This is a genomic window from Sodaliphilus sp., assembly GCF_045598405.1.
Classification (GTDB): Bacteria; Bacteroidota; Bacteroidia; order Bacteroidales; family Muribaculaceae; genus Sodaliphilus; species Sodaliphilus limicaballi.
This window is the reverse complement of sequence record NZ_JAZLLZ010000194.1, coordinates 1-13,797: the sequence shown is the minus strand read 5'-3', so window position 1 is coordinate 13,797 and position 13,797 is coordinate 1. Positions and strand designations below refer to the sequence as shown.

At 52.1% G+C, this 13,797-nt stretch carries 11 protein-coding genes and 1 riboswitch; of the genes, 3 read left to right on the top strand and 8 right to left on the bottom strand.

Annotation, left to right across the window (positions count from 1 at the left end; genetic code table 11):
• The first annotated feature begins 283 nt into the window (after window positions 1-283).
• On the top strand, window positions 284-508 hold the full coding sequence (locus tag ACKI3C_RS12740; RefSeq protein ID WP_407405661.1) for a DUF2795 domain-containing protein: 225 nt from the start codon (window positions 284-286) through the stop codon (window positions 506-508).
• A 35-nt stretch (window positions 509-543) separates the two neighbouring features.
• Entirely contained in the window at window positions 544-1,089 is a 546-nt protein-coding gene (locus ACKI3C_RS12735) for a hypothetical protein (protein WP_407405659.1), read from the top strand.
• Window positions 1,090-1,091: 2 nt separating this feature from the next.
• Here ACKI3C_RS12735 and ACKI3C_RS12730 read toward each other — a convergent pair whose 3' ends face one another.
• The 3 genes from ACKI3C_RS12730 to ACKI3C_RS12720 form a co-directional block, all read right to left on the bottom strand.
• Window positions 1,092-1,706, bottom strand: a complete 615-nt coding sequence (locus ACKI3C_RS12730; protein WP_407405657.1) for a TatD family hydrolase — start codon at window positions 1,704-1,706, stop codon at window positions 1,092-1,094.
• Between the two features lie 93 nt (window positions 1,707-1,799).
• On the bottom strand, window positions 1,800-2,042 hold the full coding sequence (yidD, locus tag ACKI3C_RS12725; protein WP_407405655.1) for a membrane protein insertion efficiency factor YidD: 243 nt from the start codon (window positions 2,040-2,042) through the stop codon (window positions 1,800-1,802).
• Window positions 2,039-2,449 (bottom strand): ribonuclease P protein component, encoded by a 411-nt coding sequence (locus ACKI3C_RS12720; protein ID WP_407405653.1) that lies wholly within the window; start codon window positions 2,447-2,449, stop codon window positions 2,039-2,041. Before ACKI3C_RS12720 ends, yidD begins: the two co-directional genes overlap by 4 nt.
• A 62-nt stretch (window positions 2,450-2,511) precedes the next feature.
• Here ACKI3C_RS12720 and ACKI3C_RS12715 point away from each other — a divergent pair, with 62 nt between their 5' ends.
• Window positions 2,512-3,804 carry a serine dehydratase subunit alpha family protein gene (locus tag ACKI3C_RS12715; RefSeq protein WP_407405651.1) on the top strand — a complete coding sequence of 431 codons (1,293 nt, stop codon included), beginning with the start codon at window positions 2,512-2,514 and terminating at the stop codon, window positions 3,802-3,804.
• 116 nt (window positions 3,805-3,920) lie between these two features.
• On the opposite strand, the gene ACKI3C_RS12710 is transcribed toward ACKI3C_RS12715, so the two are convergent.
• The 5 genes from ACKI3C_RS12710 to ACKI3C_RS12690 form a co-directional block, all read right to left on the bottom strand.
• Entirely contained in the window at window positions 3,921-4,142 is a 222-nt protein-coding gene (locus tag ACKI3C_RS12710; protein WP_407405649.1) for a hypothetical protein, read from the bottom strand.
• A complete protein-coding gene (locus ACKI3C_RS12705; protein ID WP_407405647.1) occupies window positions 4,139-4,618 on the bottom strand; it encodes a DUF3990 domain-containing protein in 480 nt (159 codons plus the stop codon). Before ACKI3C_RS12705 ends, ACKI3C_RS12710 begins: the two co-directional genes overlap by 4 nt.
• On the bottom strand, window positions 4,615-4,833 hold the full coding sequence (locus tag ACKI3C_RS12700) for a DUF3791 domain-containing protein (protein WP_407405645.1): 219 nt from the start codon (window positions 4,831-4,833) through the stop codon (window positions 4,615-4,617). Before ACKI3C_RS12700 ends, ACKI3C_RS12705 begins: the two co-directional genes overlap by 4 nt.
• 186 nt (window positions 4,834-5,019) lie before the next feature.
• Window positions 5,020-11,490: a DUF4465 domain-containing protein gene (locus tag ACKI3C_RS12695; RefSeq protein ID WP_407405643.1), complete on the bottom strand. Its 6,471-nt coding sequence runs from the start codon at window positions 11,488-11,490 to the stop codon at window positions 5,020-5,022.
• A 174-nt stretch (window positions 11,491-11,664) separates the two neighbouring features.
• A riboswitch (cobalamin riboswitch) is annotated at window positions 11,665-11,884 on the bottom strand.
• 320 nt (window positions 11,885-12,204) lie between these two features.
• The gene (locus ACKI3C_RS12690) at window positions 12,205-13,749 is read right to left on the bottom strand and encodes a transposase (RefSeq protein ID WP_407405641.1); all 1,545 of its coding nucleotides are present in this window, start codon (window positions 13,747-13,749) and stop codon (window positions 12,205-12,207) included.
• Window positions 13,750-13,797: the final 48 nt, after the last annotated feature.

The window sequence follows — 13,797 nt, the reverse complement described above, 5'->3', positions numbered from 1 at the left end:
CAGATATTCAGAATGCTCTCAAAATACAAGAAGGTGCGAACAGAGAAGGATGGCCAATGGGAGGATATCACAAAGCTCAAATACATAGAGGAACTAACCACGTTCCTTGATGTATAGGGTCTGAAAAACGGGTTTCTTTATTTAATAACAATTGAGTAACCGTGAGTCATTATTAGGTTCTACCAGCGAACGAAAATCAATTAAAAAATTTACATTTGGGTTTGGAATATGACAAAAATAGTTGTTAATTGAATATATATAATAACTTTTTAACTAACACATTATGTATTTTACACTAGCGTGGAATTCTTTTTTTGAGAATGACATTTTCCCTTGCACCAAGGCTGAGTTGATTGAATATTTAGAACGGTCGGGCGCCCCTATGGCTCTGATTGACAACATTCAAGAACTTGAGGATGACGGCGAGTATATCGAAAGCATCTATGACATTTGGCCCGACATTCCTGTCACCAACGACGACTTCGGTTGGGAAGAAGACGAGTATTGATAATTATTCACATCTAAAAATTCACACACACAATTATGACAAAGTTTATTGAGTGGTTTTTCATTGGCATAGCATTTATATGCTTACCGTTTGCGTTACTGTTTGGCTTTATCGCAGGCCTGGTGTGCAAAGTGCTTGGAATCAAAGAACAAAACTTCACCCGCTATTACGACGGACTGGGTGAACTGACCTCAAAGGCGACAAGCGAGAAAAAATGTAAAATGTGGTCGGGTCGCATCGCCATAGGCCCGTGGCACGATGCGCAACTGCTCGTGAAAGGCAAAGTGCTTGACAACCCCGAGCACCGAAGCATCGTCACCAAGGAGCTCATAATGACGCAGAATAACATTGACAGCATTCTCGATGCGGTGAAGCACGCCCCTTCTTACCTCGATGCCATAGGCCAAGGACTAGACCCCCTCGTGCCACAAGACACTGTGAACGTGGAACTTTGCTTGGGCGAATCTGACTACATAGATCCTTATGTCGCCATTTCATTCAACACCAGCCACAACTTTGTGTGGTTCTCGGTGCAAAATGCCGAGATGACGTTTTTGGACATTAACGACACCGCCGTGTAGGGTTAGAGCGAAAGCACTGTGGCTGCGTTGCGCTGCACCGTCAGGGTGAGTGCGGGGGTGGGGATGGAGAGGGCCTGCGACACTTTTTCTAGCACGGTCTCTATCGCAACAGGCGTGTCGTCGGTCTCCACAAGCAGTCGGTCGAGTGGGGTAGCTTGCAGTGCTGCGGGGTTGAAGTGTGCACCGTAGGAAATGTAGAAACCGGCATCGATGAGCGTGCGAGCCACGTTCTCGTTGCCACGCATGCCGTGGATGATAACGGGCACACCGGCGCCACGACACGCCTTGGCCACTTGCTGCGAGGTGCGCACCATGTGCACGATGACGGGTTTGTGCATCTGCTTGGCAAGGTCGATGTGGGCGGCAAAGTAACGTTGTTGCAGCTCAATGTCCATGCCCTTGACTCCGTCAAGCCCTGTCTCGCCCAGAGCCACCACCTGCGGGTGCGAGGCAGCATCCTCCAGCAACGGGAGCTCACGCGCGGCTTCCTCGGCACTAAACCACGGGTGGATGCCCACGCTGTATAGTTTACCCGCCACAGGGGCAAACTGCGACGGTGCCACGCTGATCACGGCGTCGCACGAGGCTTGCAGGTTATGGGTGTGGATATCGAGCATTGTTAAGGGGGTAAGGGTTTAAAGGTTTAAAGGTTTAAAGGTTTAATTCTTAATGTCTTAAAATCTCTAATCTCTAATCTCTAACACTTCTGGTCACGGCACGGGGTCATATCCGCTGCCGCCCCAGGGGTTGCATCGCAAGATGCGCCACACGGCGAGCAAGAATCCCTTGAAGGGCCCGTGTTTCTTGATAGCCTCTACGGCATACTGGCTGCATGTGGGGGTGAAACGGCACACGGGAGGCGTGAGCGGTGAAATGCAACGCTGGTAGAAGTAGATGGGCTGCAACAGCAACCACGCCAGGGCATGCATCACTATGTTGAACACTCGTTTCATAGGGAGGCTATGTGTTGTTGTGAGTCGCGGGCTATGCGGCGCAGCAGTTCCTGCATTTTCTCCTGGATCTTGGCGTAGTCCATCTTCTCGGTCGATAGGTAGATGAATGCTATGTCTGCGGCAAGGTTGCTCTCCTGTAGCACCGGATAGAGGATATCGCGGTTGAGGCGATAGGCCTCGCGCGTGCGACGACGCAGCAGCACTCGGCCCACGGCGGTGCGTATCTTCTTCTTGGGGATAGTGATGAGGAACTGGGCCGGATGTACCTGACCCTCACGAGGCGCGTGAAAGCGGTACACGGCACGCAACGGGTAGGCGATAGTTGCCTTGCCATCGCCACCGAACAGCATGCCCACAGCAGTGCGGCTGCACAGTTTCTCGTCTTTATATAATCTCAATCCTTGCATAATGCGGTTGCAAAGGTACTAATTTTTTATTACCTTTGCAAAAAACATAAACAACTCCTAAAATGATTGAGAGAAATAAACGCGAAGAGATTATCGCACTGATCAAACGTGAGGTTGTTCCGGCTATCGGATGCACTGAACCCATGGCCGTGTCGCTGTGTGTGGCACGTGCCACCGAAACGCTGGGATGCACACCGGCACGCATCGAGGCGTTGCTGAGCGCTAACATACTGAAAAACGCCATGGGTGTGGGTATTCCCGGCACAGGCATGGTGGGACTGCCCATCGCCATCGCCCTGGGCTGCCTGGTGGGTAAGAGCGCCTACGGCCTGGAAGTGCTGCGCGACGTCACACCTAGCGCCGTGGAGCAGGGCAAGGCCTACATTGCCGAGAAACGCATCTCTATCGGCCTGAAAGAAGGCATCAGCGAGAAACTATATATCGAGGTGAATGTGAGCGACGACGCAGGCCACACCGCCACTGCCGTCATTGCCCACGACCACACCCACTTTGTGAAAGTGGCAAGAGACGGCAATGTGCAGCTCGACAAACCTCTCGCCCATGGCCGTGACGAGGATAACCACGATGAGTGCGACCTCACGCTGCGCATGGTGTATGACTTTGCCACCACATCACCTCTCGAGGAAATTAAGTTCATCAAGGAAGCCCGCCGTCTCAACGAGAACGCTTCGCGCGAGGCACTCAAAGGCAATTACGGCCACGCGCTGGGCAAGACGCTTTCTCGTCCGCTGGGCAAGGGCATCATGGGCGACAGCATCTTCAGCCACATTCTCTCGGCCACCTCGTCGGCATGCGACGCACGCATGGCAGGTGCTCCCATTCCGGTAATGAGCAACTCGGGATCAGGCAACCAGGGCATTTCGTGCACGATGCCCGTGGTGGTATTTGCCGAGGAAAACCACAACACCAACGAGGAACTGGTGCGCGCCCTCATACTCTCACACCTCACCGCAATCTACATCAAGCAGTCGCTAGGCAAGCTCTCGGCGCTGTGCGGATGCGTTGTGGCATCGACAGGTGCCTCGTGCGGCATCACCTATCTCATGGGCGGAAACTACGACCAGGTGTCATATAGCGTGAAAAACATGGTTGCCAACCTTGCCGGCATGGTGTGCGACGGTGCCAAGCCGTCGTGCGCGCTCAAAGTGACCAGCGGAGTATCTACCGCAGTGCTCTCGGCAATGCTCGCCATCCAGAACCGTCATGTGACATCGGCCGAGGGTCTCATTGAGGACGACGTGGACCGCTGCATTCACAACCTCACCCGCGTGGGCTCCGACGGCATGAACGAGACCGACCGCATGGTGCTCGACATCATGACCCACAAGGCGTGAAAGTTTAGCCCGAAACGGCGGCAATCGCAGCAACCAGGGCATTGAGCTGGTGGCACTGCTCGCGTGCCGGAGTGAGATAGTTGCGTTTCATCACCGCAAAAATAGGGGTATTTACATCAATACTTACTTGAAACGTAGGCTTCGTAGAGGGCGACGGCGCCTAGGTGCCAGTATTTTGTTTCTTCTTGGGCGAGAGAGGTGTAGGTTGGAGATGCGTAGAAACGCCTCATCGCTTCGTAGATGGGGCAATTTTCGTTGTCGGCAATTATTGCGGCAACGTTTGCTATTTTACCAGGCAGAAAAAGGTAAAGATTGTTTTGAGTTACTTCAAGGTTCATAGTTCTATGGGGATTGCTTTGATAAAACTAAGTTCTTTTAATGCTGCTTCAGTGTGCAGTAGCAACTGATCTACAAGTTTATATACCTTGAGTTCGCGAATGAGTTCTTCTTTATTCAACACACCGCTCTCATATAAAGCAAATGCTGCATAAACCCTGTCGTTGGCTACCGGCCCATACACAAAGTCGTAATCATGCGTAAATCCGCGATAATTGCGGTTGTTGTCAACGAAATCAATCCATTCTTCCGTTGGACTATCAAACCACAATGTGTGTGCATTGTGAACCTTATCTATGTCTATTTCATAAACGTTGACATAACCAATGGTTGCTTTTCCCTTGTGTCGCATTACCCAACTTTTAGCCTGCTCCATATCGGTGGTGGTATAAAAACCTGCACCGTAATCTAGTGTGCGGTTAGGCTTGCGAATCTCAGGGAATTCAACAACTTCTAAACTACCATGATAAACTTTCATAGTTCATTCCTCCTCTCTAGATATTCATCGATTTCTTCGATAATCCATTGATGGCTTTGAGTGTGCAATACTTCAAAGTTATCGGTCAAATATGCAGCAAGACCTGTGGCAAAGAACATCTCAGCCACATCTGTTCCGCTCATGCCTTTTGCCTGCTTGTATTGCTCAATGCAGAAGGCAAGGAAAAATGATTTGTCTTTGGTTTCCTTCAACATTACACTATCTTTTTCAAATGCAAATATAATACTAATTTTTCAAATAGAGCACAACTATATAGAAATAAAGCAGCCGGTGCGGTTGTGGTGCATCGGCTGCTTTGGATGAAGGGTTGTTACTATAAATTAATCTATTGTTACTATGACTAATCTATCAATTACTATATAATCGACATTGCGGGCAGGTTATTTAACGACTTTCTGGCCCATTGTGTTGTAGCGTTTGTCGCCCTTCACAATGATTACCTGGCCGTTTTCAATGGTCTTGTAAGCCTTGTCGCTGCTAACATTGAGGTCGCCAATGCTAGTCACGCTGGTCACGCTCACGGTGAGACGCAGGTACTGGCTCTTGCCCTTCTGGGTAACCTTGACAACAACAGTGCGCTCAACGTCGGCCTCGGTAGCATTGATGTTGAGGTTGTTGCCGTCGATAGTGAACTCAATGGGTTCGTCTTCAAGAACATTGATGCTCGACTGGGGTTCACCCTGGTTCTCAATCTCATAAGCGATAGTCGAACCGTCGTTATCAAGTTCGAAGTACTCGGTGAGGTCAAGCGTGCTCTCGCCCACAGTCATGTCGTGCGAAGCAGTGATCTCGTCGCGAGTGCCATTGAAGTCGTCCATAGCGAAGTAAGCAGGAGTGTTGAGGCCCCATTGGCTATTGTCGCTGCCGCTCATGGTGAAGTGGATGCTCTTAACCTTACCCAGGCTGCTGAGGTCCATCCACTGCCATGTGTCGAGTGCGTAGTGATCGAGAGCGTTCTCGCTGCGGTAGTCGGCGAGGTAGAAGTCCACGGTCTTGCTTGTGCCGTCGGCAGCCTTGCCTGTGGCAGTCACCATGAACCATGAGCCCTTCTTGAACGGCTGGCTGAAACCGTCGCCGTGCAGGATGCTGTTCATCGCATAAGCATTGTTGCTGATGTACATACCCTTGATGACATCGCCGTCAACGCTGTTGGTGACATCGATGCTGTAAACGCCATAAGGATAAGCGATGCAATATCCCTCGCTGTCACGACCGCCACCCATAGAGGTGTTGTACTGGTCGTTGAGGCTGGCAAATGTGCTGGCTGTCTTGTTGGCAAACGCGAAGCCGTTCCAGTAGGTAGTAGAGGGACCATAAGAACCGCCGAAGCCGTGGAAGCCGTAAGAACCGCTGTAAAGCACGTCGTCATCGACGGGGATAATGGCTGTCTCCTCGGGCAGATAGTAGTCGTCGAATGTAGCGGTCACTGCCTCGCCATGAACGATGACAGCAGTCTTGCCCTCAACGGTCTGGCCGTCGGCACTGGTAACCTTAACGAAGTAAGCACGGGTGTAGTCGGGAGTAACCTCGGCCATCTCGGCGTCGCCCACGATATTGTTCATCTGGTCGCGCCATTCCCATGTGTAGGGCTGGTCGCCACCTTCAACCATTGCATATACCGAACCTGTCTCGCCGGCGTTGATAGTGCCGCTGATGGGCTCGATGTAGAGCACGAGTGGCTCGATGTGACGCAGGGTAGTGAATGCCTCGGTCTCCACGATGTCGCTCTTCACGCCTAGTGCGCTCTTTACCATGAGGAAGGCCTTGTAGGTAGTGCTGGGAGTGAGGTCACTGAATGTGCTCTCGGCATCGGTGCCGGCTGTGTAGTCAACCGGGGTGACTGCGAGCATATCGTCCACGCTGGGAGCCGCAGCAGGAGCTGCGTTAGCCTCGCCTGCGGGCTGAGCCACAACCTTGGCGTAGAGCTTGCCGCCCACGCTCCAGTTGCTCTTAACAACTGCACTATTCTCGGTGATGCCGCTCACTGTGGGATAACCCTCGGCAATCTCGGGCTTCTCCTCAACAACCTCGGCAAACTCGTATGCACCCACAGTGGGAACCTGGGCACGTGTCTTGCCGTCGGCGTCGGTGTCCACATAGCTGATTGCGGTACCGTTAACCAGGGTACCTGCGCTCATGAGGTGGAGGTCGGTCTCGCTCAGGAATTCAGCCTGCTCAACCCAGTTGTTCTGGGCCTTGTCGTGGCTGTTGAGAGCGTCGATTGTGGCAGCATAGTCCTTAACGATAGTACCGCTTGCCACATACCATGCATTATTCTCAATAACAGCCTTGCTCATGAACTCGTCGCTGTAGAAGAGCGCGCCCATGCCGCTTGTGCTGGTGTTCTGGAAAATGTTGTTAGCGATAAGCATGTGTTCCCACTTGCTTGTGCTGCCGCCGTTGTAGAATGTGTAGCCGTTGGTTCCAGCCACGCTCACGGTGTTGTAAACAAACTCGATGTTGTTGCAGTCGCTGTTGATCTGCGCACCGGCAGTACTGTTGGTGGGTGATGCTGTGATTGCAACCACATTGTTGTAAACGCGTGCGGGAGCGTTAGCGTCGCCTTCGCTTTCCTGGCGCAGGTAGATACCGTTGCTGTAAGCGTTGTGGCTGTTGACGATAACGTTGTTGCGAACCACAAACTGACCCTTGTTGCGATAGATGTCGATACCGCTGTAACTGGTCTTCTGCGTAACGCTCTGGGTGATGATGTTGTTCTCAACGGTAGCACCGATTTCGTCCATTACATATACACCCTTAGAACCGGCGTTGGTGACAGTATTGCCACGAACCACGAGGCCTGTCTCGCGCATGTTGGCCACGAGGCCGTAGGCACCCGCATAGACGCCGATGTAACCGCCCGAGAGGAGGTTGTTCTCAATAGTCACGTTGTTGTTGACGTTGCCGTTAGCCTTGGTGCACTCGCCCTTCACGAGGTTCATGCCGCTGTAACCGCTCAGTATGGGATCGGCCTTCACAACGCAGTTGCGCAGTGTGAAGTTACCGCTCTTGTTGAAGTAGTGAACAGCGTGAGGATAACTCTGGCTTGCGGGAACGAAACTCATTGCCTCGAATGTGACATAGGGGGTAGCATTAACGAATACCATACCCTGCTTAACATCGCTGCCCTCAACGGTGATGCTGCCCACATTGCCCGAACCTGTAACGACCACTGCGTCGCGGTTACCGCTCTTGCCAGCGAAGGTGACGGTGTGGTTAGCGTTAGTGCCGGGGATAGAGTTGAGCACGATGTTCTCGGCATATGTGCCGTCCTCAACCTCGAAGCGCACATTGCCCTCAACGCCCACGCTCATTGCAGCCACTGCGGCAGCAAATGTAGCATAGTCGGCATTGTCACTCTTACCGATGGTGTAAGTGCCCTTGAAACCAGCCTTGATGTTGCGTGTGATGGCGGGAGCAGTGACAGTTGTGGTGTCGGTGCAGCCGTCCAGGCTCACGAGCTGTGCAGCAACGGCGTTGCCCGCAGCAGCGTTCTCGTCGATGTCATATGCAAGCCACAGGTAGTAAGTGCCGCGCTTGGTGATTTCGACGGGAGACTCGGCAGTGAAGGTGAGTTCTTCGCCCACGGTTGCGGTCTCGGCCACGAGATTGTCGGTAGTGAAGTCGGCAACGTTGCCCGAGAAGTAGAGGCGTGCAGCCTTGATGTCGCTCAGGGCGGTAGTGCCGGTGGTGTTGAACTTGATGTTGTTGAGTTCAACCTTCTGGTTGTCGTTCACGACGTCAACCTTTACCTTGGCTATGGGTTCGTTGATAGAACCGCGCACGATGTCGCCGGTCTTAGCGCTCGATGCCTCAACGGTCTCAACAGCAAGGGGCTTGTACTCGTGCAGACGCACGTCGATTTCCCAACCAGCAGTCACGCTTGCATAGCTTGCTGTGCTGGTGTTGAAGGTGACGGTGAGTGAGCCGTCCTCGGCCTCTGAGATCACGTTCTGGGGACCGTAGGTAGCATAGTAAGTAGTGGCTGTGCCCACGCGGTTTGCCTCGTCGGTAGTGCGGCCGTTGAACAGGCCGAACTTGTTGTATGAGCTTGAACCGGTAGCAAAACTCTTTGAGTCGATAACGATACCGCAGTTCTCCTTGCCGGGAACGAATGTGACGGTGCCGTTGAAGCCCTTGGTGAAGTTCTCGGCGGGACCGCCGTTGTCATAGAACATGATGGGGTTGACCACTGTAACCACATTAGTGCCTTCTTGCATGATGTACATGCTCTTGGTGGTGCGGCTGCCCTCGGGATCACCATTCTCCACTGCTATGGCGTTGCCCTCGGCATCGGTGAGCGATACGAGACGAGCGTCAACCGCGAGTTCGGGCTGAGCGTCGTTCTTGATGTCAACCTTTACCCAGAAGTGGTTGCTGCCGTCGGCAAGAACCTTCTCGCCGGCTACGGTAACCTGCTGTGATGTCACGTCGGCAGTGCCAAATTCAACTGCCTCGTCGGTAGTGGCCTTGTCGCCGCTGTAAAGGACAGTCACCTTGCTCACTGCCTCATAGTTGTCTTTGAGATCGAGCGTGATGCCCTTTATGGTCTTCAAGGTGAGAGTACCCTCGGTCACCACGTTGAAGTCGATGAGGTCGGCTCCGGTAGCGCCTGTAGAGATGATTTCGCTGCTGGTCTGGTTCACGGTTACTTCCTTAACCTCCATGTCGTGGTTAACGAAGGGACGAACCGACGCCTCAAAACCTGTGCCAGCATAGTAGCTGCTGGTGGTGTTGGGGTTGAAGACGATAGTCATAGCGCCATTGGCGGCGGTTGAACGCAGGATGCGGCCGGGACCAACCTTCTGCTGCGATGCGTCGTTGAGTTCCCACAGCAGGTTGTCGGCAGCAGTCGTTTCACCGCTGTAAACCTTGAACACGGCCTTTGTGCCATAGCTTGAACTTGCGTAATAAACGTCAAACTTTGAGAAGTCGAGTTCGATAACACTGTTCTCAACAGTGGGAACAAATGTTACCTGATGAACTGCGTTTACATAGTCATAATAAGTGGGGTTGTAAGGCGACTTGGTGTCGGTGAGCGTCCACTCGTCATGGATGTTGTGGCTGTGGCTGCCTTGAGTCATGCGGCACACGTTGGTGACATCAACCTGTGAGGTCACGGGGGACTCGGGAGTGCGAGCCTCGCCTGCAACGGTTGCACCAGTGAGTGTCACCTTGATGATGTCGTCGTTGCTTGCGCCCTCGGCAACATCGGCGAGCACTGCAAAGTAGTTATGACCCTCAACGAGTGTATATTCACCATTGACGGTCATCGATGCAGCTGCATCGGCCTGGCCAAAGAGGTCACTAGTCTTTACCTCGGGTTTCTCGCCCAGTGCATATACCTTTATGCCTGCAAGTGCCTCGGCGGGCATACTCTCGCTAGCGAAAGTGAATTGAGAGAGTGAGAGGGGGTTAGACTGGTTGTCGGTAACAACGTCCACGATGAGCATGTGCACGTCGGTCTGTCCGGCAGCAACATCACTCACGCCGCAGTTGCCAGCGTTGATGGCCTTGAATGTCATGTCACCGGGCAGGAACTGGCTCACGATGGCCTCCCAGCCGTCGGCAGGAACGCCTGTGGTGCTCTTGAGGGTGATGGTCATCGAACCGTCCTCGGCAGTGCTCTTCACCGCTTTGGCATCCTTGAGGAGCGTGGTGATGAGGTTTGCCTCGTCAGCCTCACGGCCGTTGTAGAAGTTGAAAATGTCGTTGTAACCTACTGTTGATGTGTTGAAGATAGCAAGTTTGCTAAAATCTACCTTGATGGCATTGCCAGCGGTAGCGGGAACAAAGGTAACAGAACCTTCAAATTTCTCGCCTATCTTGCCGTCTTTGCCGCCGTCGTCGTAGAAATTGATGTCATCGCCCACGGTATATACCTTGTGGTCTTTCTGCATGAGCACGGTGTTGGCGATTGCCAGTTCCTGTGCAGTGGCAGCAGTGAGCGTGCGAGCCTCGCCAGCAACTGTCAGTGCTGTCACTTCAAGTGAGGGTATTGAGCCAGATGCATCGGGGAGCACATTAGCTATTACCCAGTAGTCGTTGTTGCCGCTTTTGAGGGCTACATTAGTTGCTGTGAGCGCGTCGCCCAGTGTGGCAGCAGTAGCGAGCAAGTTGTCATCGGTGAACTTGTCGCCCTTGTAGAGACGCACATTCTCCACCTGAGCCTCACCTGCCAAAGCAGCTGTGCTGATGGTGAGATTGTTGAGCGTCAAGGGGTTCTTGCCGCCATCGGTAACCACGCGAGCACCGAAGACGGGCTGATCGTTGCCGCCGCGGTAAATACCGCTCTTGCCGTCGAGTGCAGTGGCCGACACATACTCCATGTCCTTGGGCGAAAGGCTGGTCACTGTGATTTCCCAACCAGTCTGACCATTGGCACTACCCGAGTGGAAACCAAACGACAGCTTGCCGTCAGCCGACTCTGATGTGTACTCCAATCCCACATTACCCTTGGTGAGCTTGTGCTTCCACCCTGCGGGAAGATACCTTGACTGATCTACACCGTCGCTCACACCGCTGCGTATCGCCTCGATGGCTCCGTTATAGACACACAAATAATTGCCACCGTCAAGGTCAATGCTCTTGACAGTGATTTGAATCAGTTCACCTTCATTCTTGGGTGCGAACACCACGCCAGCATCACGATAGCCGGGAATGGTCTTGCCATCGGCAACGCACTTGAAGGTGATTGATCCATCGACAGTGTACTCCTCGAGTCCGTCGCTTGTCTTCAAGTAGAAGACACCGTCGGTGCTGCTCCAGGCTTTCTTGATAACTGCCGAAGCCGTGCTGCTGCCCAGCATGATGAGCAACAACAGGGTTAGATACAATTTTACTTGCCTCATGTTATTTTGAATTTAGTTAATAAATTAGTTAAAATTCAACACAACAAGGCATTTCGCGGGCATAGTGCCGGCTGGCGCACAAATGGATGCAACACACGCCACCTGCGGGGCGCACGAGCACTCACTTAAATGGGGAGTCAACATGTGTGTTTCGGCTCTAATTCCACGAAAGCCAAAATCTAAACATGACGCGGTAGGTCTTCTGACTTATCCCTTGCTATCTTGCTCACCTTCCCAGGGCCGTAGCCCCAGTGGTTACTTGAACAAGGTGCTAACCAGGCGGTTAGCGGGGAAACACAGCAGCGGGTTCTGTTCAGGATTCTCACCTGATTCCCTTTTTAAGCCGTCAGCGGAGCGAACGCCCATAACGGCCACCATGTCAATCTGCGTGCAAAGTTACAACAAATTTAATTACTGTTCAACTTTATTTTATTTTTTTCTTGCAAGTTTATTCACTTTAGGTGGAGTAGGGTAGTTGATAAAACACACGTATAGTATCTTCATAAATATATATATAAGATTCCGCTACAAAAAGTAGCATTCAAGTTAGACATTTCTGCTTCATCGAGAGTCAATCCCGAGTCGGCAGGTTAATTTGGGGTGATGCAAGATTTTCCATTTCGGATGGTCAAAGCATCGTATATGAGCTCTTACGAGCGATTATATGCCCAATACATGGGTCTTTTATAGGTCCAAAGCGCTCTTTGAAACATTTTACGCAATCTGGAGAGACATTTCGATGTCATAGAGGAAAAGTCGGCGCATGTTGATCCATGCGCAGCGGGCTATTGCCTGGAGCGTATGCTTGATCAATCCTCTGTAACGTGTCTTGTTGTTCCTCGTGTGGAAGCAGTACTGGAAGATGCTTGCCTCGACGTTGTTCCTCTTCTTGCGTTCGTCCCACGGAATGGATTCTGTCTGACGTCTGGCCTTGGAGCGTTCGGCACTTGCCTTGTCAAAGTATCGGTAAGTATCCTTGCCTTCCTTTGTCTTGACGGGTATCTTCCATTTGTCGTCATTCACCTTGATGGCGGTCATCACCTCTGCCGTCTGTTTATCGGTAACTTGAAGCGTTCCGTCCTCCTGCAGGTCAAGGTCGAAGCGTGAGGGCTTGCCCTGGATTCCGTTGGCAATGAAGTCAAAGCCATTCTCCTTGTCTGCTGCGAGTTCACGGTTGTCCTTGCTCTGGTAGGCTCCGTCGGCATGCAACTTGTCCACCTTGTTGCCTGTGACCTCTTTGGTCTTCTTGACTGCATCCTTGACAAAGCCGTTGTCCGCTTTGTTGGCAGGCTCTACCTGTACGTCGGTAATGAGGTTAGGCTTGCTTTCCTCGTCGCAGGTCTCTGTGATGTTGACCGCAAAGCCCTTCACCTTCTTGCCTCCCTTACTGCGGTAAGCGGCATCGGTGTCGTTTGGGTTCTGCACGCTGTCCGAGGTGATGAGTTTCTTGTCACGTACGGTGATGGTTCCGTCTTCGGCTACATCATACTGCTCGTGGAACACACGTCTGAGCAATGCGAGTTCTGTCTCGGCATGGACTTTGAGTATGTGGCTAATGACGATGCCGAGGTCAAGCAGACGCTTGCCCAGTGTCTCGCTGTCTGAGCGATATACGGTCTTCGAAGCTTCTTCATCAAGGAAATCCTCAGCCTTCAGGCGCACAAGTTGGTCAGCGATACGTGGTGCAACGCTCTTGTCAACGCTCTTGAGCAAAGTCCTGTGGATAATCTCATAACGTGAGTACCATGCGATGTTGCTGCTGATGAGCTTGCTGTCCATGCGTACGGTCTTGCCAGACACCTTGTATGCCTTGCACTGTGCGGCAGTCAGCTTCTGGAAGCACTTCTCATACAGGTTTTCATGTTCCTCGCTCGTTTCCTCGTAATTACAAATCAGCTCACGCAGATGGTAGTAGGAGGATATTGCAGGACACTGGTCATCGATATTGAAAAGTCCCAGTGCTGCACGCCAGAGGAGATTGAAACGGCAGTTCTCATACAGGGTTTCGTCTGAACAGCCAGCCCCTTCCTTCAGTATACTCATTGCTACGAGCTGACGGATGGCTTTCGTCGGGCATCCCATCTTCTCGTCAAAGAGTGGACGGAACACCTCCTCATCGATGTTGCTGGTGACATTGCGGTAGAACTGCATGTGCCAACCATTCTCATTGTCATACTGCTTACTCTCACGCTTGCACATCAAAGATGATGCTGTCGTGAACAGTCCGAGTTGCTTATTTGTAGTCGATTTCTTGAACATGTCTATGTGCTTGATTTTCTATACAAATATACGCATTTTTCTCCAGAT